Consider the following 17,925-nt stretch of genomic DNA (forward strand, 5'->3'; position numbering starts at 1 on the left):
CTCCCTTACGCCTTCTCGATGTTAACTAAAAACGCTTTGTATTCCGGCGTTTGCGAGTTGGCATCACCGACATTTGGCGTCAGAGTATTGGCGATATAGCCTTTGCGCGCGACACCCTCAAAGCCCCAGTGAATCGGGATCCCCACCGTTTCAACCTGCTGACCGTTGACATGCAGGGTGCGAAGACGACGAGTTACCACCGCGACCGCGCGAATAAACCCGCGTTTACTGCTCACCTTCACATAGTCGCCGTTAGCAATACCTTTCGCTGCCGCCAGCGTCTCACTGATCTCCACAAACTGTTCCGGCTGAGCGATAGCGTTAAGTAGCGCATGTTTGGTCCAGGTATGGAAATGCTCTGTGAGGCGGTAAGTCGTGCCCACGTACGGAAACTGCTCCTTCTTACCCATGCGCAGCGCATCTTCTTCATACAGACGCGCAGCCGGGTTCGAGACCACATTCGGGTGCAGCGGGTTAGTGCCCAGCGGCGTTTCCATCGGCTCGTAATGCTCAGGGAACGGCCCTTCCGCCATTTTATCAATAGCAAACAGACGTCCCAGCCCTTCCGGCTGCATGATAAACGGATTGGTCCCGCTCCCCGGCGCCGCGTTGTTAAAGTCCGGAATATCGTTCCCTGTCCACTTCGCGCCGTTCCACTGGATCAGCATCCGTTTTGGATCCCACGGTTTACCCTGCGGATCCGCCGAAGCGCGGTTATACAATACGCGACGGTTTAGCGGCCACGCCCACGCCCAACCCAGTGTATTGCCAAGCCCTGACGGGTCGGCGTTATCACGTCTGGACATCTGGTTGCCCTGCTCCGTCCAGCTACCGGTATAAATCCAGCAGGAGGAGGATGTCGTACCGTCATCGCGCAGTAATGCAAAACTACTCAACAACTGGCCTTTCCTGGCAAGCAGTGTACCGTTGGCGTCATAGAGATCTTCCAGCGCATAGCCGTTGTTCTCTTTCGCCACTTCTTCCGAATGCGGTTCATCCGGCTGCTTGTAATTCCAGCTCATCTTCAATAGTGGTTCGGCGCCTTTACCGCCTTCTGCGCGATACATTTCACGCAGACGATGGTAAATACCGGCCAGAATCTCGCCGTCGTTACGCGCTTCGCCCGGCGCGTCCTGACCTTTCCAGTGCCACTGTAACCAGCGACCGGAGTTAGCGATAGATCCATCCTCTTCCGCAAAACAGGTAGACGGCAGACGGAAGACTTCGGTCTGAATCGTTGTCGGATCGACATCATTAGATTCGCCGTGGTTCTGCCAGAACGTTGACGTTTCAGTCACCAGCGGATCGATAACGACCAGATACTTCAGTTTGCTTAAGCTTTGCACCACTTTGTTTTTGTCCGGGAAGGACGCCACCGGGTTAAAGCCCTGACAGAAATAGCCGGTGACTTTCCCGCTATCCATCATGTTGAAATATTTGATCACGTCATAGGACTGATCCCACTTAGGCAGCCAGGCAAAGCCCCAGTCATTCTCTTTCTGCGCCGCATCGCCATAGAAAGATTTCATCAGGCTGACGAAGAACTTAGGATAATTACCCCAGTAGTTGACCTGATCGGCCAGCGTCGCTTTGGGGGTATTCGCTGCCAGATAAGTTTGCAGATCGGCCTGTTTTTCTGACGGTAGCGTCAGGTAACCCGGCAGGCTGGTGGAGAGCAGTCCTAAATCCGTTAAACCCTGAATATTAGAGTGGCCGCGCAAGGCGTTCACACCGCCGCCAGCCATCCCCATATTGCCGAGCAGCAACTGGATCATCGCCATAGTACGGATGTTCTGCGCCCCGACGGTATGTTGCGTCCAGCCCAGCGCATACAGGAAGGTGGTAGTGCGATCCGGCGCGCTGGTAGAGGCCAACACCTCACACACCTTCAGGAAATCCGCTTTCGGCGTACCGCAGATGTTTTCCACGACGTCCGGCGTGTAGCGCGAAACGTGCTGCTTCAGCAGATTCCACACACAGCGTGGGTGCGTCAACGTTTCATCACGTTTGGCATAGCCGTTTTCATCGAACTGGTAGTTCCAGGAGGATTTATCGTACTGACGCTTTTGGGCGTCATAGCCGCTGAAAAGACCGTCATCAAAGGCAAAATCATCCCGCACCAGCAGGCTGGCGTTGGTGTAATGCTTAACGTATTCAGCGTTGATTTTGTTATTTTCGATCAGGTACAGCAAAACGCCGGACAGAAAGGTAATGTCTGTACCGGAACGTATTGGCGCATAGATATCCGCCACCGACGCCGTACGCGTAAAGCGTGGATCAACGACAATCAGCGTCGCATCGTTATTATTTTTCGCTTCCATCGCCCAGCGGAAACCCACCGGATGCGCTTCTGCGGCATTGCCGCCCATCACCATCACGACGTTGGCGTTTTTAATATCCACCCAGTGGTTGGTCATCGCACCGCGACCAAATGTTGGAGCAAGACTTGCTACCGTTGGTCCGTGTCAGACGCGCGCCTGGTTATCTACCGCCAGCATACCGAGAGAACGCGCAAACTTCTGCGTCAGCATACCCGTTTCATTGCTGGCCGCCGAGGCGCACAGCATCCCGGTAGAGAGCCAGCGGTTAACCGTGACGCCCTGCTCATTCTTTTCAATAAAGTTGGCGTCGCGGTCGGCTTTCATTAATTTAGCAATACGAGTGAAAGCGTCATCCCAGCTAATGCGCTGCCACTTGTCGGAACCCGGCGCGCGGTATTCCGGATAGCGTAGGCGATCTTCACTGTGAACATAGTCCAGCAAACCGGCCCCTTTCGGGCACAGCGCGCCACGGCTTACCGGATGATCCGGGTCGCCTTCAATATGGTAAATCGCTTCTTTCGCGTTTTTTGCCCCATCTCCCAGGCTATACATTAATAGCCCGCAACCTACGGAACAGTATGTGCAGGAGTTACGGATCTCTTTTGCGCGCAACAGCTTATAGTTTCGCGCCTGAGCCAGGGCCATTTTAGGGGTAAAACCCAGTGCGGCCACCGTTGTTCCCGCCATACCGCCCGCGCAGATTTTAAAAAATTGTCTGCGGCTGACGTCCATTGCTTTCCTCTTTTTTCCACGGATGCACGCCTCCTTCGAACTGCAGCAAAACCTCAGCCCAGGATGCGTGTATAACTTCGCGAGGAAACTAACAGCAAAATCGATAACTTTTTTGCGTCAAATCAATATTGAAACGGTTCCGCTATTAAATAGCCCTATTTTTAAACCGCAATAACTCCAGGGAGGTACTAAAAAATGACACTGCATGGCATCGCCCTCGGAAAAAGTGCTATAAGTGGCAGTTTATTTTGCGCGGTATTCAGGACAGTCACAAAGCATGACATCACAAAAAGCAACGCTAATAGGGCTTGTTGCCATCGTTCTGTGGAGCACGATGGTTGGGTTAATTCGCGGCGTCAGCGAAGGTCTCGGACCGGTAGGCGGCGCAGCCATGATCTATTCATTAAGCGGTCTGCTGCTGATTTTTACCGTCGGATTACCTGATATCCGCCGTTTCCCGGGGCGATACCTCATCGCAGGCAGCGTACTGTTTGTCAGTTATGAAATATGCCTGGCGCTTTCTCTCGGTTATGCCGCCACTCGCCATCAGGCTATCGAAGTCGGCATGGTTAACTATTTATGGCCCAGCCTGACCATTCTGTTTGCCATTCTTTTTAATGGGCAAAAAACTAACTGGCTTATTGTTCCTGGATTGCTTATTGCACTTACTGGCGTTTGCTGGGTTCTGGGGGGCGAGAATGGTCTTAATCCAGGAGAAATTATCAGCAATGTCGCCACCAGTCCGCTAAGTTATTTACTGGCATTTCTTGGGGCGTTTATATGGGCGACGTACTGCACCGTCACAAATAAATATGCGCGTGGTTTTAACGGTATCACAGTCTTTGTGTTACTCACCGCCGTGGCGCTGTGGTTCCACTATTTTCTTACGCCGCAACCTGCCATGATATTTAGCCTACCGGTGATTGCTAAACTTTTTACCGCGGCATTAACGTTAGGGTTTGCCTACGCCGCATGGAATGTGGGCATACTTCATGGCAATGTGACTATCATGGCCGTAGGGTCTTATTTTACCCCCGTCATGTCCTCTGCTCTGGCCGCGCTGTTACTCAGCTCACCACTGTCATTCTCCTTCTGGCAAGGCGCAGTCATGGTTTGCGTAGGTTCGCTACTTTGTTGGCTGGCAACGCGGCGGCGCTAAGCGACGGGCGGGCCGATATTGATATTAAATCGACCCGCTGTACCTTGACACTCTTCATAACACAACTACGCTTTTATCTATTGCCTGTGCGTATTTGACGATTTTCCATTTTCACGTGCTCCTCCTGCGCCATACCAGGATTGCGCTGGTAAAAATGAATTTTATAAAATCGTTAAACATGTTAATGCAATGATATAATTATATTAACAAATATATAATTAACGTTAGCTCGCAACTGTTATTAGTGCATATAATAATCAGTAGTTACTACCAAAAATAAAACCATAAACAGCCCAATAGTCCCCTCCGAAAATATATCTTATTAGACAGTCCCTATTTGAATTAATACTCTCAAATGTATTAAGGAGATCTCGATCACACAAATTAAAATAATTTGTAATCTTATGAAACTTATTATTGAACTTATGCCACTCCGTCATTTAAAAATAGTCTGCCATTGACAAACGCCTCGTTTAACAATGGTTGAGGAAACACGCTAAGAAAATTATAAGGATTATTAAAATGAAACTTAAGTTAGTGGCAGTGGCAGTGACTTCCCTGTTGGCAGCAGGCGTTGTAAATGCAGCCGAGGTATATAACAAAGACGGCAATAAACTGGATCTGTACGGTAAAGTTCACGCTCAGCATTATTTCTCTGATGATAACGGAAGTGATGGTGACAAAACTTACGCGCGTCTGGGCTTTAAAGGCGAAACTCAGATCAACGATCAGTTAACCGGTTTTGGCCAGTGGGAATATGAATTCAAAGGCAACCGTACTGAAAGCCAGGGCGCTGACAAAGACAAAACCCGTCTGGCGTTTGCTGGTCTGAAATTCGCTGACTACGGTTCTTTCGACTACGGTCGTAACTACGGCGTTGCTTACGACATCGGCGCATGGACCGACGTTCTGCCAGAGTTCGGTGGCGATACCTGGACTCAGACTGACGTCTTCATGACTGGCCGTACTACTGGTGTTGCCACCTACCGTAACACTGACTTCTTTGGCCTGGTTGAAGGTCTGAACTTTGCCGCGCAGTACCAGGGCAAAAACGACCGTGACGGCGCGTACGAGTCTAACGGCGACGGTTTCGGTCTGTCCGCAACGTATGAGTACGAAGGTTTTGGCGTAGGTGCGGCCTATGCGAAGTCTGACCGTACTAACAACCAGGTGAAAGCAGCGAGCAACCTGAATGCTGCGGGTAAAAACGCTGAAGTCTGGGCTGCTGGTCTGAAATATGATGCGAACAACATCTACCTGGCGACCACCTACTCCGAAACGCTGAACATGACCACCTTTGGTGAAGATTCAGCGGGTGATGCGTTTATCGCGAATAAAACCCAGAACTTTGAAGCAGTTGCTCAGTATCAGTTCGACTTCGGTCTGCGTCCGTCCATCGCTTACCTGAAATCCAAAGGTAAAAACCTGGGTACTTACGGCGACCAGGATCTGGTTGAGTACATCGATGTCGGTGCTACCTACTACTTCAACAAAAACATGTCCACCTTCGTTGATTACAAAATCAACCTGCTGGACGACAGCGACTTCACCAAAGCGGCTAAAGTGTCTACCGACAACATCGTTGCTGTTGGTCTGAACTACCAGTTCTAATTTTGTTGTAGTCTGAATACAAAGCCAGTCCTTTCAGGGCTGGCTTTTTCTCTTGATGTAGACTCGGTCATAAGGAGTATGCCGTGCAGACGTTCACTGGTCGTTGTCTTTGCGGACAGAGCCATTTTACCGTTGACGTCGAAATGCTGGATGTCTATGCCTGCCATTGTACGCTGTGTCAAAAATGGTCGGGTGGAATAGCCATGTATCTGGAAGCCTGCGGGCAACCACAGCTAGCCCCCCTTTCCCCGGAACCGCCATACTTTTCATCCTCTTCGCGCGGCGAACGCTACTTCTGTTCCGGCTGCGGGTGTCCGCTGTGGTTTCGGCTTACCGATACCGATCGCTATTTTATTCCCTGGACCTTACTGGAACTGAACGAAGTTGATCGCCGTCGGCTGATTCTGGCTGCGGAAATTTATACCGAAACCCAGCCTGCCTTCTGGCGACTGACGGGGCAATACGCACGCCTCAGCGGTAAAGAGGTTGAGGAAATGGACTCCCCCTGCCAGCTAGCGCATTAAGCGCTTATCTCACCAGGCGTTATGTTATCGGCGTTGGGCTTTTGCCAGGCTGAACCACATCCCTACCGCCAGCAAAAGAAGCATACTCCCGGCGCTGCTTAACGCCACGCTATGCGACCAGATAAAGGCATGTCTGGCGGCGTCCAGTATTGCCTGCCCCTGCGTGGGCGGTAGGCTATTCGCCAACTGCACGGCTTCTCCCATTGAAGATGACGCTCTGGCAATCTCTTGCGCCTCAAGCCCGGCAGGCAGACGGATAGACGCGGAGAAGCTACGGCTTAACAACAGACCGAAAATGGCAATGCCCAGTCCCGCGCCCAGTTCATAAGCCATCGTTTCTATCGCGCCGGCCGCCGCCGCTTTTTCTGCCGGCGCAGCGGCCATAATTGCCGACGTGGAAGCCAGCAATGCGCTGGCGGCGCTAAATCCCAGCAGCGCCATCAGCCCCCAGGCCTGCCATTGTTGGGTGCTGAAATCCGTCATCGCCAGGCCATAAAAACTCAGCGCGCTTAACGCCATGCCGCCCGTCGCGACCAGCCGTAACCCCAGACGCGAGACCAGCGCGCCCGCAATCGGCCCGCTGAATCCACTGGCGACCATCACCGGCAGCATAAATACCCCGGCCTCATAAGGCGATAGCCCGTGAACAAACTGTAGCTCTTGCGCCATCAGCAGCTCAAAACCCACCAGAGTGATCATCGCGGTCATCGCCATCACGACGCCGCTCAGGATAATGCGATGGGTAAATAGTCGCATATCAATCATCGGACGCGATGTCGCAAGCTGTGTGCGGAGAAAGAGTCCCAGGAGCAGCGTGCCGGTAAGCAGGGTAAGCGAGATGGCCCACAGCGACAAATTCCCTTTCAGCGCGGTTTTAGCGCTATAGACCAACAGCAAAATGGCAATAATCAGCATCACCGCATGGCCAAGATTGAGCGGTTGATCGCGACGGCCCGCCTGGCGAGGAACATAGCGGGCGGTTAAGCCCATGACGACCAGCACAATCGGCACGTTGATCAGGAAAACCGATCCCCAGTAAAAATGCTCTAATAATATGCCGCCGATGAGCGGCCCAAACGCCGCTCCGCCCGAACCTACCGCTGCCCAGACGCCCAGCGCCATGTTGCGATGCTTCTCTTCACAAAAGGTAGCGCGTATTCCGGCCAGCGTCGCCGGTACAATCATCGCCGCGCCAATAGCCAGTAATACCCTGGTGGCGATAAGCCAACTGGCGGTATGCGAAAACGCTGCCGCCAATGACGCCAGGCCAAAGAGCGTCCCGCCCAGCATCAGCAGGCGTTTAAAACCGATACGATCGCCAAGCGCGCCCATCGGCAACACCATGCCAGCCATGACCAAAGAATAAATATCAATGATCCACAGCAGCTCGTTGCCGCTGGCCCCCAGTGTCATACTCAGTGTCGGGGCGGCGACATGCAAGACCGTGGCATCAATGGCGACAGGAATATAGACCAGCACAATAATGACTAACGTTAACCACTGACGAAACATAACTCTCCCTTCAAAAACTCAAATTTGGACGCTTGTCCAGCTTCAGGATCCTACGGTAAGTTGAACGAATGTCCAGCTTTTTGTTACACTGCGCGCATTGGCTAATGTGGGGAAAATATGAGTTACCTTAACCGGGATGAACGCCGCGAAGTGATCCTGCAAGCGGCGATGCGCGTGGCGCTGGCAGACGGGTTTGCCGCCATGACGGTGCGACGAATTGCATCAGAAGCCGATGTCGCCGCCGGCCAGGTGCATCACCACTTCAGCTCGGCGGGCGAGCTCAAAGCGCTGGCCTTTGTCCATTTGATCCGCACCCTGCTTGATGCCGGGCAAGTTCCGCCGCCCGCCACCTGGCGTGCACGGCTTCACGCTATGTTGGGTAGCGAAGACGGCGGCTTTGAGCCTTACATAAAATTGTGGCGAGAGGCGCAAATTCTGGCCGACCGGGATCCGCACATCAGAGATGCTTATCTCCTCACGATGCAGATGTGGCATGAGGAAACGGTCACAATTATCGAGCAGGGCAAACAGGCAGGAGAATTTACGTTTACTGCTAACGCCACGGATATCGCCTGGCGGCTTATCGCACTGGTGTGCGGGCTGGACGGTATGTATGTACTGGGGATTCCGGAAATGGCCGATCCCGCGTTTAAATTCCATCTGGATCGTATGATTACGCTTGAACTCTTTGCGTAAAGTTACAAATAATTTAATAAAAATCGCTTTTAATTTACAAATAGTAACAATTAAGAAACATCATATCTCCTCATCGCGCCGCGCTGGCCTGGTTTTTTATCTATTCTTTCACTCAATATTCTAAAAAAACTTCAATAAGTTCTCAAAAGAGCGCGTGACGCTCTGTCTCTTTTTTGTGTTTTTCTTCAAATGATATGCGCATGTGAGGGGTAAAATGACACGACAAAACGAGAATTATAACCGTTATCTCTTGAGTGACTGGCGACCCGAAAATCCAGCCTTCTGGGAGAATAAAGGGAAAGGCATCGCCAGAAGAAACTTATTGATTTCAGTAAGTTGTTTGCTCCTTGCATTTTGCGTCTGGATGTTGTTTAGCGCTGTTGCCGTCAACCTCAATAAAATTGGATTTAATTTTACCACCGACCAACTCTTTTTATTAACCGCACTACCTTCTCTTTCCGGCGCAATATTACGCGTTCCCTACTCCTTTATGGTACCACTGTTTGGTGGCCGTAAATGGACCGTATTAAGTACCGTAATATTGATTATTCCCTGCACCTGGCTGGGATTCGCCGTGCAAAATCCTGCCACCCCTTTCGGGGTATTTATGCTCATCGCTCTGTTGTGCGGTTTTGCGGGGGCAAACTTCGCGTCCAGTATGGGCAACATCAGTTTTTTCTTTCCAAAAGCCAGACAAGGTAGCGCGTTGGGTATTAACGGCGGACTGGGAAATCTTGGCGTCAGTGTGATGCAGTTGATTGCGCCGCTGGTTATTTTTCTGCCGATATTTACTTTTTTAGGCGTCCGGGGCGTGCCGCAACCTGATGGCTCCCTGCTCGCCCTCACTAACGCAGCCTGGATCTGGGTGCCGTTACTGGCTGTCGCGACGCTTGCCGCCTGGTTTGGTATGAACGATATCGGCAGTTCAAAAGCGTCTGTCGCCTCGCAATTGCCGGTGCTAAAACGTCTGCACCTGTGGCTGCTTAGCCTGTTGTACCTGGCGACATTCGGGTCATTCATCGGCTTTTCCGCAGGTTTCGCCATGCTCGCCAAAACGCAATTTCCCGACGTAAACATTCTGCAACTGGCGTTCTTTGGCCCCTTTATCGGCGCGCTGGCGCGATCGGCAGGCGGCGTGATCTCCGATAAATTCGGCGGCGTTCGCGTCACGCTCATTAATTTTATCTTTATGGCGCTGTTTACCGCCTTGCTATTCCTCACACTGCCAGGCTCCGGCGCAGGCAGCTTTAGCGCGTTCTATCTTGTTTTTATGGGCCTGTTTTTGACAGCGGGTCTCGGCAGCGGTTCTACCTTCCAGATGATTGCGGTGATCTTCCGTCAGATCACGCTCTACAACGTCAAACTGCGCGGCGGGAGCGATGAGCAGGCGCAGCGCGAAGCGGTGACGGATACCGCCGCCGCGCTCGGTTTTATCTCCGCTATTGGCGCTGTGGGCGGCTTCTTTATTCCAAAAGCGTTTGGCACCTCTTTGGCCTTGACCGGCTCGCCGGTGGGCGCCATGAAAATCTTTTTGCTGTTTTACATCGCTTGCGTCCTGCTGACCTGGCTGGTCTACGGGCGTCGTAAGCCTAAACAACAATAACAACATACGCACCTGTAGGACGGCCATCCGGTAATGGTTTAACGCCAAATCGACAGGATGGCGGAAAATTTATCGAAGCAGGAGAAATGTCATGAGTAAACTGTTGGATCGCTTTCGTTACTTTAAACAAAAAGGCGATACCTTTGCCGACGGCCATGCTCAGGTGATGCATACCAACCGCGACTGGGAAGACAGTTATCGCCAGCGCTGGCAGTTTGATAAGATCGTGCGCTCAACCCACGGCGTCAACTGCACGGGCTCCTGTAGTTGGAAAATTTATGTCAAAAATGGTCTGGTGACGTGGGAAACCCAGCAAACCGACTACCCGCGCACGCGTCCCGATTTACCGAACCATGAACCGCGCGGCTGCCCGCGCGGCGCCAGCTACTCATGGTATCTCTATAGCGCCAATCGTTTGAAATACCCTCTGGTGCGTAAGCGGCTGATAGAACTGTGGCGCGAGGCCCTTTCCCGGCACAGCGATCCGGTACTGGCATGGGAATCTATAATGAACGACCCGCAAAAATGCCAAAGTTACAAACAGGTGCGCGGACATGGCGGCTTTATTCGTTCGAACTGGAAAGAGCTGAATCAGCTCATTGCCGCTGCTAACGTCTGGACAATCAAAACCTATGGTCCGGATCGTGTGGCGGGGTTTTCACCTATTCCGGCAATGTCGATGGTTTCTTACGCCGCCGGAACACGTTATCTGTCATTGCTTGGCGGTACTTGTCTGAGCTTCTATGACTGGTATTGCGATCTTCCACCCGCGTCGCCAATGACCTGGGGCGAGCAGACTGACGTGCCGGAGTCCGCCGACTGGTATAACTCAGCCTACATTATTGCCTGGGGCTCTAACGTGCCGCAGACGCGTACCCCGGACGCCCACTTCTTTACCGAAGTGCGCTACAAAGGCACCAAGACGATCGCCATCACCCCGGACTATTCCGAAGTCGCTAAACTGTGCGATCAGTGGCTGGCGCCAAAGCAAGGTACCGACAGCGCGCTGGCGATGGCCATGGGTCACGTTATTTTAAAAGAGTTTCATCTCGATAATCCCAGCGACTATTTTCTTAACTATTGCCGCCGTTATACCGACATGCCAATGCTGGTTCTGTTGGATGAGCGCGCAGACGGCAGTTATGTGCCGGGGCGTATGATGCGCGCGTCGGATCTGGTGGATGGACTGGGAGAAGCCAATAATCCGGAATGGAAAACCGTCGCGCTCAACAGTACGGGCGAACTGGTCGCGCCCAATGGTTCTATCGGTTTTCGCTGGGGCGAAAAGGGAAAATGGAACCTGGAACCGGTGGCGGCGGGCGTCGAAACTGAACTGTCGCTCTCTTTACTCGGTCAGCATGATGACGTGGCGGGTGTCGCCTTCCCCTATTTTGGCGGTAACGAAAACCCGCATTTTCGCAGCGTGCGGCAGGAACCGGTGCTGGTACGTCAGTTACCGGTGAAACGCCTGGCTCTGGCGGACGGTAGCGAGCGGATGGTCGTCAGCGTTTACGATCTGGTGCTGGCTAATTATGGGCTGGATCGTGGTCTGGATGACGGCCATAGCGCCAATAATTATAACGACGTAAAAGCCTACACGCCGGCCTGGGGCGAACAGATTACCGGCGTGCCGCGTCGACATATCGAAACTATTGCACGTGAATTTGCCGAGACCGCCCATAAAACTCACGGTCGTTCGATGATCATCCTCGGCGCGGGAGTGAATCACTGGTATCACATGGATATGAATTACCGTGGGATGATTAACATGCTGGTGTTCTGCGGCTGTGTTGGACAAACCGGCGGCGGCTGGGCGCACTATGTCGGCCAGGAGAAGCTGCGGCCGCAAACCGGCTGGCTGCCGCTGGCCTTCGCGCTGGACTGGAATCGCCCGCCACGTCAGATGAACAGTACCTCGTTTTTCTACAACCATGCCAGCCAGTGGCGCTATGAAAAACTGACTGCGCAAGAGTTGCTGTCGCCGCTGGCCGATCCGGCTAAATTTTCCGGACACCTGATCGATTTCAACGTGCGCGCGGAACGTATGGGCTGGCTACCCTCGGCGCCGCAGCTTAATCTTAACCCGCTCAGCGTGAAAGCGAGCGCCGATAAAGCCGGGCTGTCTGCGGCGGATTATACCGTGCAGGCGTTGAAATCAGGCGCTATCCGTTTTGCCTGCGAACAGCCTGACAGTGGTCATAATCACCCGCGAAATTTATTTGTCTGGCGCTCTAACCTGCTCGGCTCCTCCGGGAAAGGTCATGAGTACATGCTCAAATATCTGCTGGGCACCGACAGCGGTATTCAGGGCGAAGCGCTGGGTTCCAGCGAAGGAATTAAGCCTGAAGAGGTGGAATGGCAGTCCGCCGCGATTGAGGGCAAGCTCGATCTGTTGGTCACGCTTGATTTCCGTATGTCCAGTACCTGTCTGTTTTCCGATATCGTTTTGCCGACCGCCACCTGGTATGAAAAAGACGATATGAATACCTCGGATATGCATCCGTTTATCCACCCCCTTTCCGCCGCGGTCGATCCTGCCTGGGAATCCAAAAGCGACTGGGAGATCTACAAAGGTATCGCCAGCGTCTTTTCTGAAGTGTGTGTCGGACATCTCGGACAGGAAACCGATGTGGTGTTACACCCGCTCCAGCATGATTCCCCGGCGGAACTGGCGCAGCCATTTGATATTCTCGACTGACGTAAAGGCGAGTGCGAACTTATTCCGGGCAAAACCGCCCCCAATATCGTCGTGGTTGAACGCGATTATCCGGCCACCTATGAACGTTTTACCTCGCTGGGTCCCCTGCTGGATAAATTAGGCAACGGCGGTAAGGGTATTGCCTGGAATACGCAAGATGAAGTCGATTTCCTCGGTAAGCTCAATTACACCAAACACGATGGCCCGGCGAAAGGACGTCCGCGGATCGACACCGCGCTGGATGCTTCGGAAGTGATTCTTGCCTTAGCGCCGGAAACTAACGGCCAGGTGGCGGTGAAAGCCTGGCAGGCGTTGGGCGAGATGACCGGGCGCGAGCACACCCATCTGGCCATCAATAAAGAAGATGAGAAAATTCGCTTTCGTGATATCCAGGCGCAACCGCGCAAAATTATCTCCAGCCCGACCTGGTCAGGGCTGGAAAGCGAGCATGTCTCTTATAACGCCGGCTATACCAACGTACATGAACTGATCCCGTGGCGCACGTTGTCGGGGCGTCAACAACTCTATCAGGATCATGCGTGGATGCGCGCTTTTGGCGAAAGCCTGGTGGCATATCGTCCGCCGATTGATACCCGCAGCGTCAGCGAAATGCGAGAAATTCCGCCCAACGGTTTCCCGGAAAAAGCGCTTAACTTCCTGACGCCGCACCAGAAATGGGGAATTCACTCCACCTACAGCGAAAACCTGCTGATGCTGACCTTGTCGCGCGGCGGGCCGATTGTCTGGATCAGCGAAGCCGATGCCCGTGAATTGGGTATTGAAGATAACGACTGGATTGAAGCCTTCAACGCTAATGGCGCCCTTACCGCTCGTGCGGTGGTCAGCCAGCGCGTCCCGCCGGGTATGACCATGATGTACCACGCCCAGGAGCGGATTATGAACATTCCGGGTTCGGAAGTGACCGGGATGCGCGGCGGGATCCATAACTCCGTGACCCGGGTCTGTCCAAAACCGACGCATATGATCGGCGGCTATGCGCAACTGGCTTACGGCTTCAACTATTACGGAACCGTGGGTTCGAATCGCGATGAATTCATCATGATCAGGAAGATGAAAAACATTAACTGGCTGGATGATGAGGGCCGGGATCAGGTACAGGAGGCGAAAAAATGAAAATACGCTCACAGGTTGGGATGGTACTGAATCTTGATAAATGTATTGGCTGTCACACCTGCTCCGTCACCTGTAAAAACGTCTGGACCGGACGTGAAGGGATGGAATACGCATGGTTCAATAACGTCGAAACTAAACCGGGTATCGGCTATCCCAAAAACTGGGAAGACCAGCAGGAGTGGCAAGGCGGTTGGGTTCGTGATGTTAATGGCAAGATAAGGCCCCGTCTGGGCGGCAAAATGGGGGTAATTAGCAAAATTTTCGCCAACCCGGTGATTCCGCAAATCGATGATTACTATGAACCCTTTACCTTCGATTATCAGCATTTACATAATGCGCCGGAGAGTAAGCATCAGCCCACTGCCCGTCCTCGTTCACTGATCGACGGAAAACGGATGGACAAGGTGATCTGGGGGCCAAACTGGGAAGAGCTGCTCGGCGGCGAGTTTGAAAAACGCGCCCGCGACCGCAACTTCGACAACATACAAAAGGAGATGTACGGTCAGTTCGAAAACACCTTCATGATGTACCTGCCGCGCCTGTGCGAACACTGCCTCAACCCCAGTTGTGTCGCCACCTGCCCAAGTGGCGCTATTTATAAGCGTGAAGAAGACGGCATCGTGCTAATCGACCAGGATAAATGCCGGGGCTGGCGTTTGTGTATCAGCGGCTGCCCGTACAAAAAAATCTACTTTAACTGGAAGAGCGGCAAGTCTGAGAAATGCATATTTTGCTATCCGCGTATTGAATCCGGCCAGCCGACCGTTTGCTCGGAAACCTGCGTCGGGCGCATCCGTTATCTTGGCGTTCTGCTCTACGACGCCGACAGGATTGAAGAAGCGGCCAGTACCGAACACGAGACGGATTTGTATGAACGTCAGTGTGATGTGTTTCTCAATCCGCACGATCCGGCGGTCATCGAAGAGGCGCTTAAACAGGGCATCCCGCAAAACGTCATCGACGCTGCCCAACGGTCGCCGGTGTACAAAATGGCGATGGACTGGAAGCTGGCGCTTCCGCTGCACCCGGAATACCGTACCCTGCCGATGGTCTGGTACGTACCGCCGCTGTCGCCCATCCAGTCATACGCCGACGCGGGCGGGTTACCGCACAATGGCAATATTCTGCCGGCGGTGGAGACGCTGCGTATTCCGGTCCAGTACCTGGCCAATATGCTCAGCGCGGGCGATACCGGTCCGGTCATTCGGGCTCTAAAGCGGATGATGGCGATGCGCCACTACATGCGCTCGCAGACGGTTGAAGGCGTGACGGATACCCGCGCGATTGACGAAGTCGGTCTGAGCGTACAACAGGTTGAAGAGATGTATCGCTACCTGGCGATTGCCAATTATGAAGATCGTTTTGTCATTCCCACCAGCCACCGGGAAATGGCGCGCGATGCCTTTCCGGAGCGCAACGGCTGCGGCTTTACTTTTGGCGACGGTTGCCACGGGTCGGATACCAAATTCAACCTGTTCAACAGTAGCCGTATTGATGCCATCAATATCACCGAAGTACGTGATAAAGCGGAGGGGGAATAATGCAAATCCTCAAAGCGATTGGCCTGTTGATGGAGTATCCGGACGACGAGTTGTGGGAATGTCGGGATGAAGCGCTTGCCCTTATCCAACACGATGCGCCAATGCTGGCCGACTTCACTCGCGAGCTGCTTTATGCGCCGTTACTGGATAAACAAGCAGAATGGTGTGAAGTGTTTGACCGCGGGCGCGCCACTTCATTGCTGTTATTCGAGCATGTTCATGCGGAGTCCCGCGATCGCGGCCAGGCGATGGTCGATTTGTTAAGCCAGTATGAAACCGTGGGCCTGCAGCTCAACTGCCGCGAACTGCCGGATCACCTGCCGCTCTATCTGGAATACTTAAGCGTGTTGCCGGAAGCGGAAGCGCGCGAGGGATTACAGAATATTGCCCCTATTCTGGCGCTACTGGGCGGTCGTCTGAAACAGCGAGGAGCGCCGTGGTATCAACTGTTTGACGCCCTGCTGACGCTGGCGGGCAGTACGCTTACAAGTGACAGTGTCACCAAACAGATTGTTCAGGAATCGCGGGATGATACCCGTCAGGCACTGGATGCCGTCTGGGAAGAAGAACAGGTGAAGTTTATCGAAGATAACGCCACGACCTGTGACAGTTCACCGTTACACCATTATCAACGACGCTTTAGCCAGGACGCGGCGCCGCAGTACGTCGACGTCAGCGCGGGAGGCCCGAAATGATACAGTACCTGAACGTCTTTTTTTACGATATCTACCCCTATATTTGCGCCACGGTCTTCTTCCTCGGCAGTTGGCTGCGCTATGACTACGGACAATATACCTGGCGCGCGTCGTCCAGCCAGATGCTGGATAAGCGTGGGATGGTGATATGGTCGAATCTGTTCCATATTGGCATTCTGGGGATCTTTTTTGGCCATCTGTTTGGAATGCTGACGCCACACTGGATGTATGCCTGGTTCCTGCCGATTGCGGTAAAACAGCAGATGGCGATGATCCTCGGCGGCGTGTGCGGCGTATTAACGTTGATCGGCGGCGCGGGATTACTGTGGCGTCGTCTGACCAATCAGCGTGTGCGGGCGACATCCACTACACCAGATATTATCATCATGAGCATTTTGCTGATTCAGTGCCTGCTTGGCCTGAGCACTATTCCGTTTTCGGCGCAATATCCGGATGGCAGCGAAATGATGAAGTTGGTGGGCTGGGCGCAAAGTATTGTCACCTTCCGCGGCGGGTCTTCGGAAATGCTGAGCGGTGTGGCGTTTGTTTTCCGCGTTCATCTGGTGCTGGGAATGACTATTTTCCTGCTCTTCCCGTTCACCCGTCTGGTTCATGTCTGGAGCGCGCCGTTTGAGTATTTCACCCGTCGCTACCAGATTGTTCGTACCCGCCGCTAATTCTCTTTGCCCGGGGGGACGCTTACCGGGCAAAGAAAAACGTCTGGGCGTCGTCATTCGGCAACGCACAGGCTATGATGATTCTTCAGTCAAAGGAGAACATCAATGAAACCGCAGATTTACCATGTTGACGCCTTCACCAGCGAACCCTTTCGCGGCAACTCTGCTGGCGTTGTCTTACATGCGGATACGCTAAGCGACGCGCAGATGCAGCTGATTGCCCGTGAACTTCGTCACTCGGAAACCGCCTTTTTGCTAAAAAGCGAAGAGAGTGATGTGCGCATACGCTACTTTACACCGACAGTAGAAGTCCCCATCTGTGGTCATGCCACCGTGGCCGCGCATTATGTTCGGGCAACGGTACTGGGGTTGGGAAACACCACCGTCTGGCAAACCTCGTTAGCGGGCCGTCATCGCGTTGAAATTCATGCCGAACACAACGACTATCGCATCACGCTGGAACAAGGTCAGCCCTCTTTTGAACCACCGTTAGTCGGAGAGATTCGGGCTGCCATTATCACCGCACTGAACCTGACTGAAGATGATATCGTGCCGGGAGCGCCAATTCAGGTGGCTTCAACAGGACATGCAAAAGTGATGATCCTGCTCAAACCAGACGTTGATATTGATGCCCTTTCTCCGAATCTGGCAGCCCTGACGGCAATCAGCCAGCAAATTGGCTGTAACGGCTTTTTTCCTTTCCAGATTCGTCCGGGAAAAAACGAAACCGATGGGCGAATGTTTTCCCCGGCGATAGGAATTGTGGAAGATCCGGTAACGGGAAACGCCAATGGCCCGATGGGGGCATGGCTCGTCCATCATGGCCTGATGGCGCATGACGGTAAAACGCTGCAGATTCAAGGCCATCAGGGGCGCGCTTTAGGCAAAGAGGGTACTGTTGATGTTACCGTCACCATTCGCGATAACCAGCCGGAAAACGTCACCATCTCCGGCCAGGCGGTCATTCTGTTTCATGCCGAATGGGCCATTACTTTTTAATCTTTGTCAGGCCCGCAAATCCT

At 53.1% G+C, this 17,925-nt stretch carries 11 protein-coding genes and 1 pseudogene; 10 read left to right on the forward strand and 2 right to left on the reverse strand.

The features are described from left to right. Window positions 1-5: 5 nt before the first annotated feature. Window positions 6-3,053, reverse strand: coding sequence for a formate dehydrogenase-N subunit alpha (gene fdnG, locus J1G48_RS11320; RefSeq protein ID WP_001574320.1), 3,048 nt, complete (start codon window positions 3,051-3,053; stop codon window positions 6-8). Between the two features lie 277 nt (window positions 3,054-3,330). Here fdnG and yddG point away from each other — a divergent pair, with 277 nt between their 5' ends. From yddG to J1G48_RS11335, 3 genes are all read left to right on the forward strand, one after another. After that, entirely contained in the window at window positions 3,331-4,212 is an 882-nt protein-coding gene (yddG, locus tag J1G48_RS11325) for an aromatic amino acid efflux DMT transporter YddG (RefSeq protein WP_000203795.1), read from the forward strand. A gap of 522 nt (window positions 4,213-4,734) precedes the next feature. Continuing rightward, entirely contained in the window at window positions 4,735-5,823 is a 1,089-nt protein-coding gene (ompD, locus tag J1G48_RS11330) for a porin OmpD (protein WP_000769037.1), read from the forward strand. 143 nt (window positions 5,824-5,966) lie between these two features. Continuing rightward, window positions 5,967-6,347, forward strand: coding sequence for a GFA family protein (locus J1G48_RS11335; protein WP_014343841.1), 381 nt, complete (start codon window positions 5,967-5,969; stop codon window positions 6,345-6,347). Between the two features lie 24 nt (window positions 6,348-6,371). On the opposite strand, the gene smvA is transcribed toward J1G48_RS11335, so the two are convergent. Beyond that, a complete protein-coding gene (smvA, locus tag J1G48_RS11340; protein ID WP_000489740.1) occupies window positions 6,372-7,859 on the reverse strand; it encodes a methyl viologen efflux MFS transporter SmvA in 1,488 nt (495 codons plus the stop codon). A gap of 117 nt (window positions 7,860-7,976) precedes the next feature. Between smvA and J1G48_RS11345 the strand changes: the two genes are divergently transcribed. The 7 genes and pseudogenes from J1G48_RS11345 (at window position 7,977) to J1G48_RS11375 (ending at window position 17,902) form a co-directional block, all read left to right on the forward strand. Then, window positions 7,977-8,555 carry a TetR family transcriptional regulator gene (locus tag J1G48_RS11345; protein ID WP_000121037.1) on the forward strand — a complete coding sequence of 193 codons (579 nt, stop codon included), beginning with the start codon at window positions 7,977-7,979 and terminating at the stop codon, window positions 8,553-8,555. Window positions 8,556-8,769: 214 nt separating this feature from the next. Continuing rightward, window positions 8,770-10,158 carry a NarK family nitrate/nitrite MFS transporter gene (locus J1G48_RS11350; RefSeq protein ID WP_000198243.1) on the forward strand — a complete coding sequence of 463 codons (1,389 nt, stop codon included), beginning with the start codon at window positions 8,770-8,772 and terminating at the stop codon, window positions 10,156-10,158. 91 nt (window positions 10,159-10,249) lie between these two features. Beyond that, window positions 10,250-13,990: pseudogene (locus J1G48_RS11355) on the forward strand (nitrate reductase subunit alpha). Next, window positions 13,987-15,531 carry a nitrate reductase subunit beta gene (narH, locus tag J1G48_RS11360; protein ID WP_000702595.1) on the forward strand — a complete coding sequence of 515 codons (1,545 nt, stop codon included), beginning with the start codon at window positions 13,987-13,989 and terminating at the stop codon, window positions 15,529-15,531. Before J1G48_RS11355 ends, narH begins: the two are co-directional and overlap by 4 nt. After that, window positions 15,531-16,226 carry a nitrate reductase molybdenum cofactor assembly chaperone gene (gene narW / locus J1G48_RS11365; RefSeq protein WP_001166287.1) on the forward strand — a complete coding sequence of 232 codons (696 nt, stop codon included), beginning with the start codon at window positions 15,531-15,533 and terminating at the stop codon, window positions 16,224-16,226. Before narH ends, narW begins: the two co-directional genes overlap by 1 nt. Then, a complete protein-coding gene (narI, locus tag J1G48_RS11370; RefSeq protein WP_000617106.1) occupies window positions 16,223-16,903 on the forward strand; it encodes a respiratory nitrate reductase subunit gamma in 681 nt (226 codons plus the stop codon). The genes narW and narI overlap by 4 nt, the downstream gene beginning before the upstream one ends. Before the next feature lie 105 nt (window positions 16,904-17,008). Beyond that, window positions 17,009-17,902 (forward strand): PhzF family isomerase, encoded by an 894-nt coding sequence (locus J1G48_RS11375; protein WP_000804298.1) that lies wholly within the window; start codon window positions 17,009-17,011, stop codon window positions 17,900-17,902. Window positions 17,903-17,925 lie beyond the last annotated feature (23 nt).

This window comes from Salmonella sp. SAL-020 (genome assembly GCF_017372215.1).
Lineage (GTDB): Bacteria > Pseudomonadota > Gammaproteobacteria > Enterobacterales > Enterobacteriaceae > Salmonella > Salmonella enterica.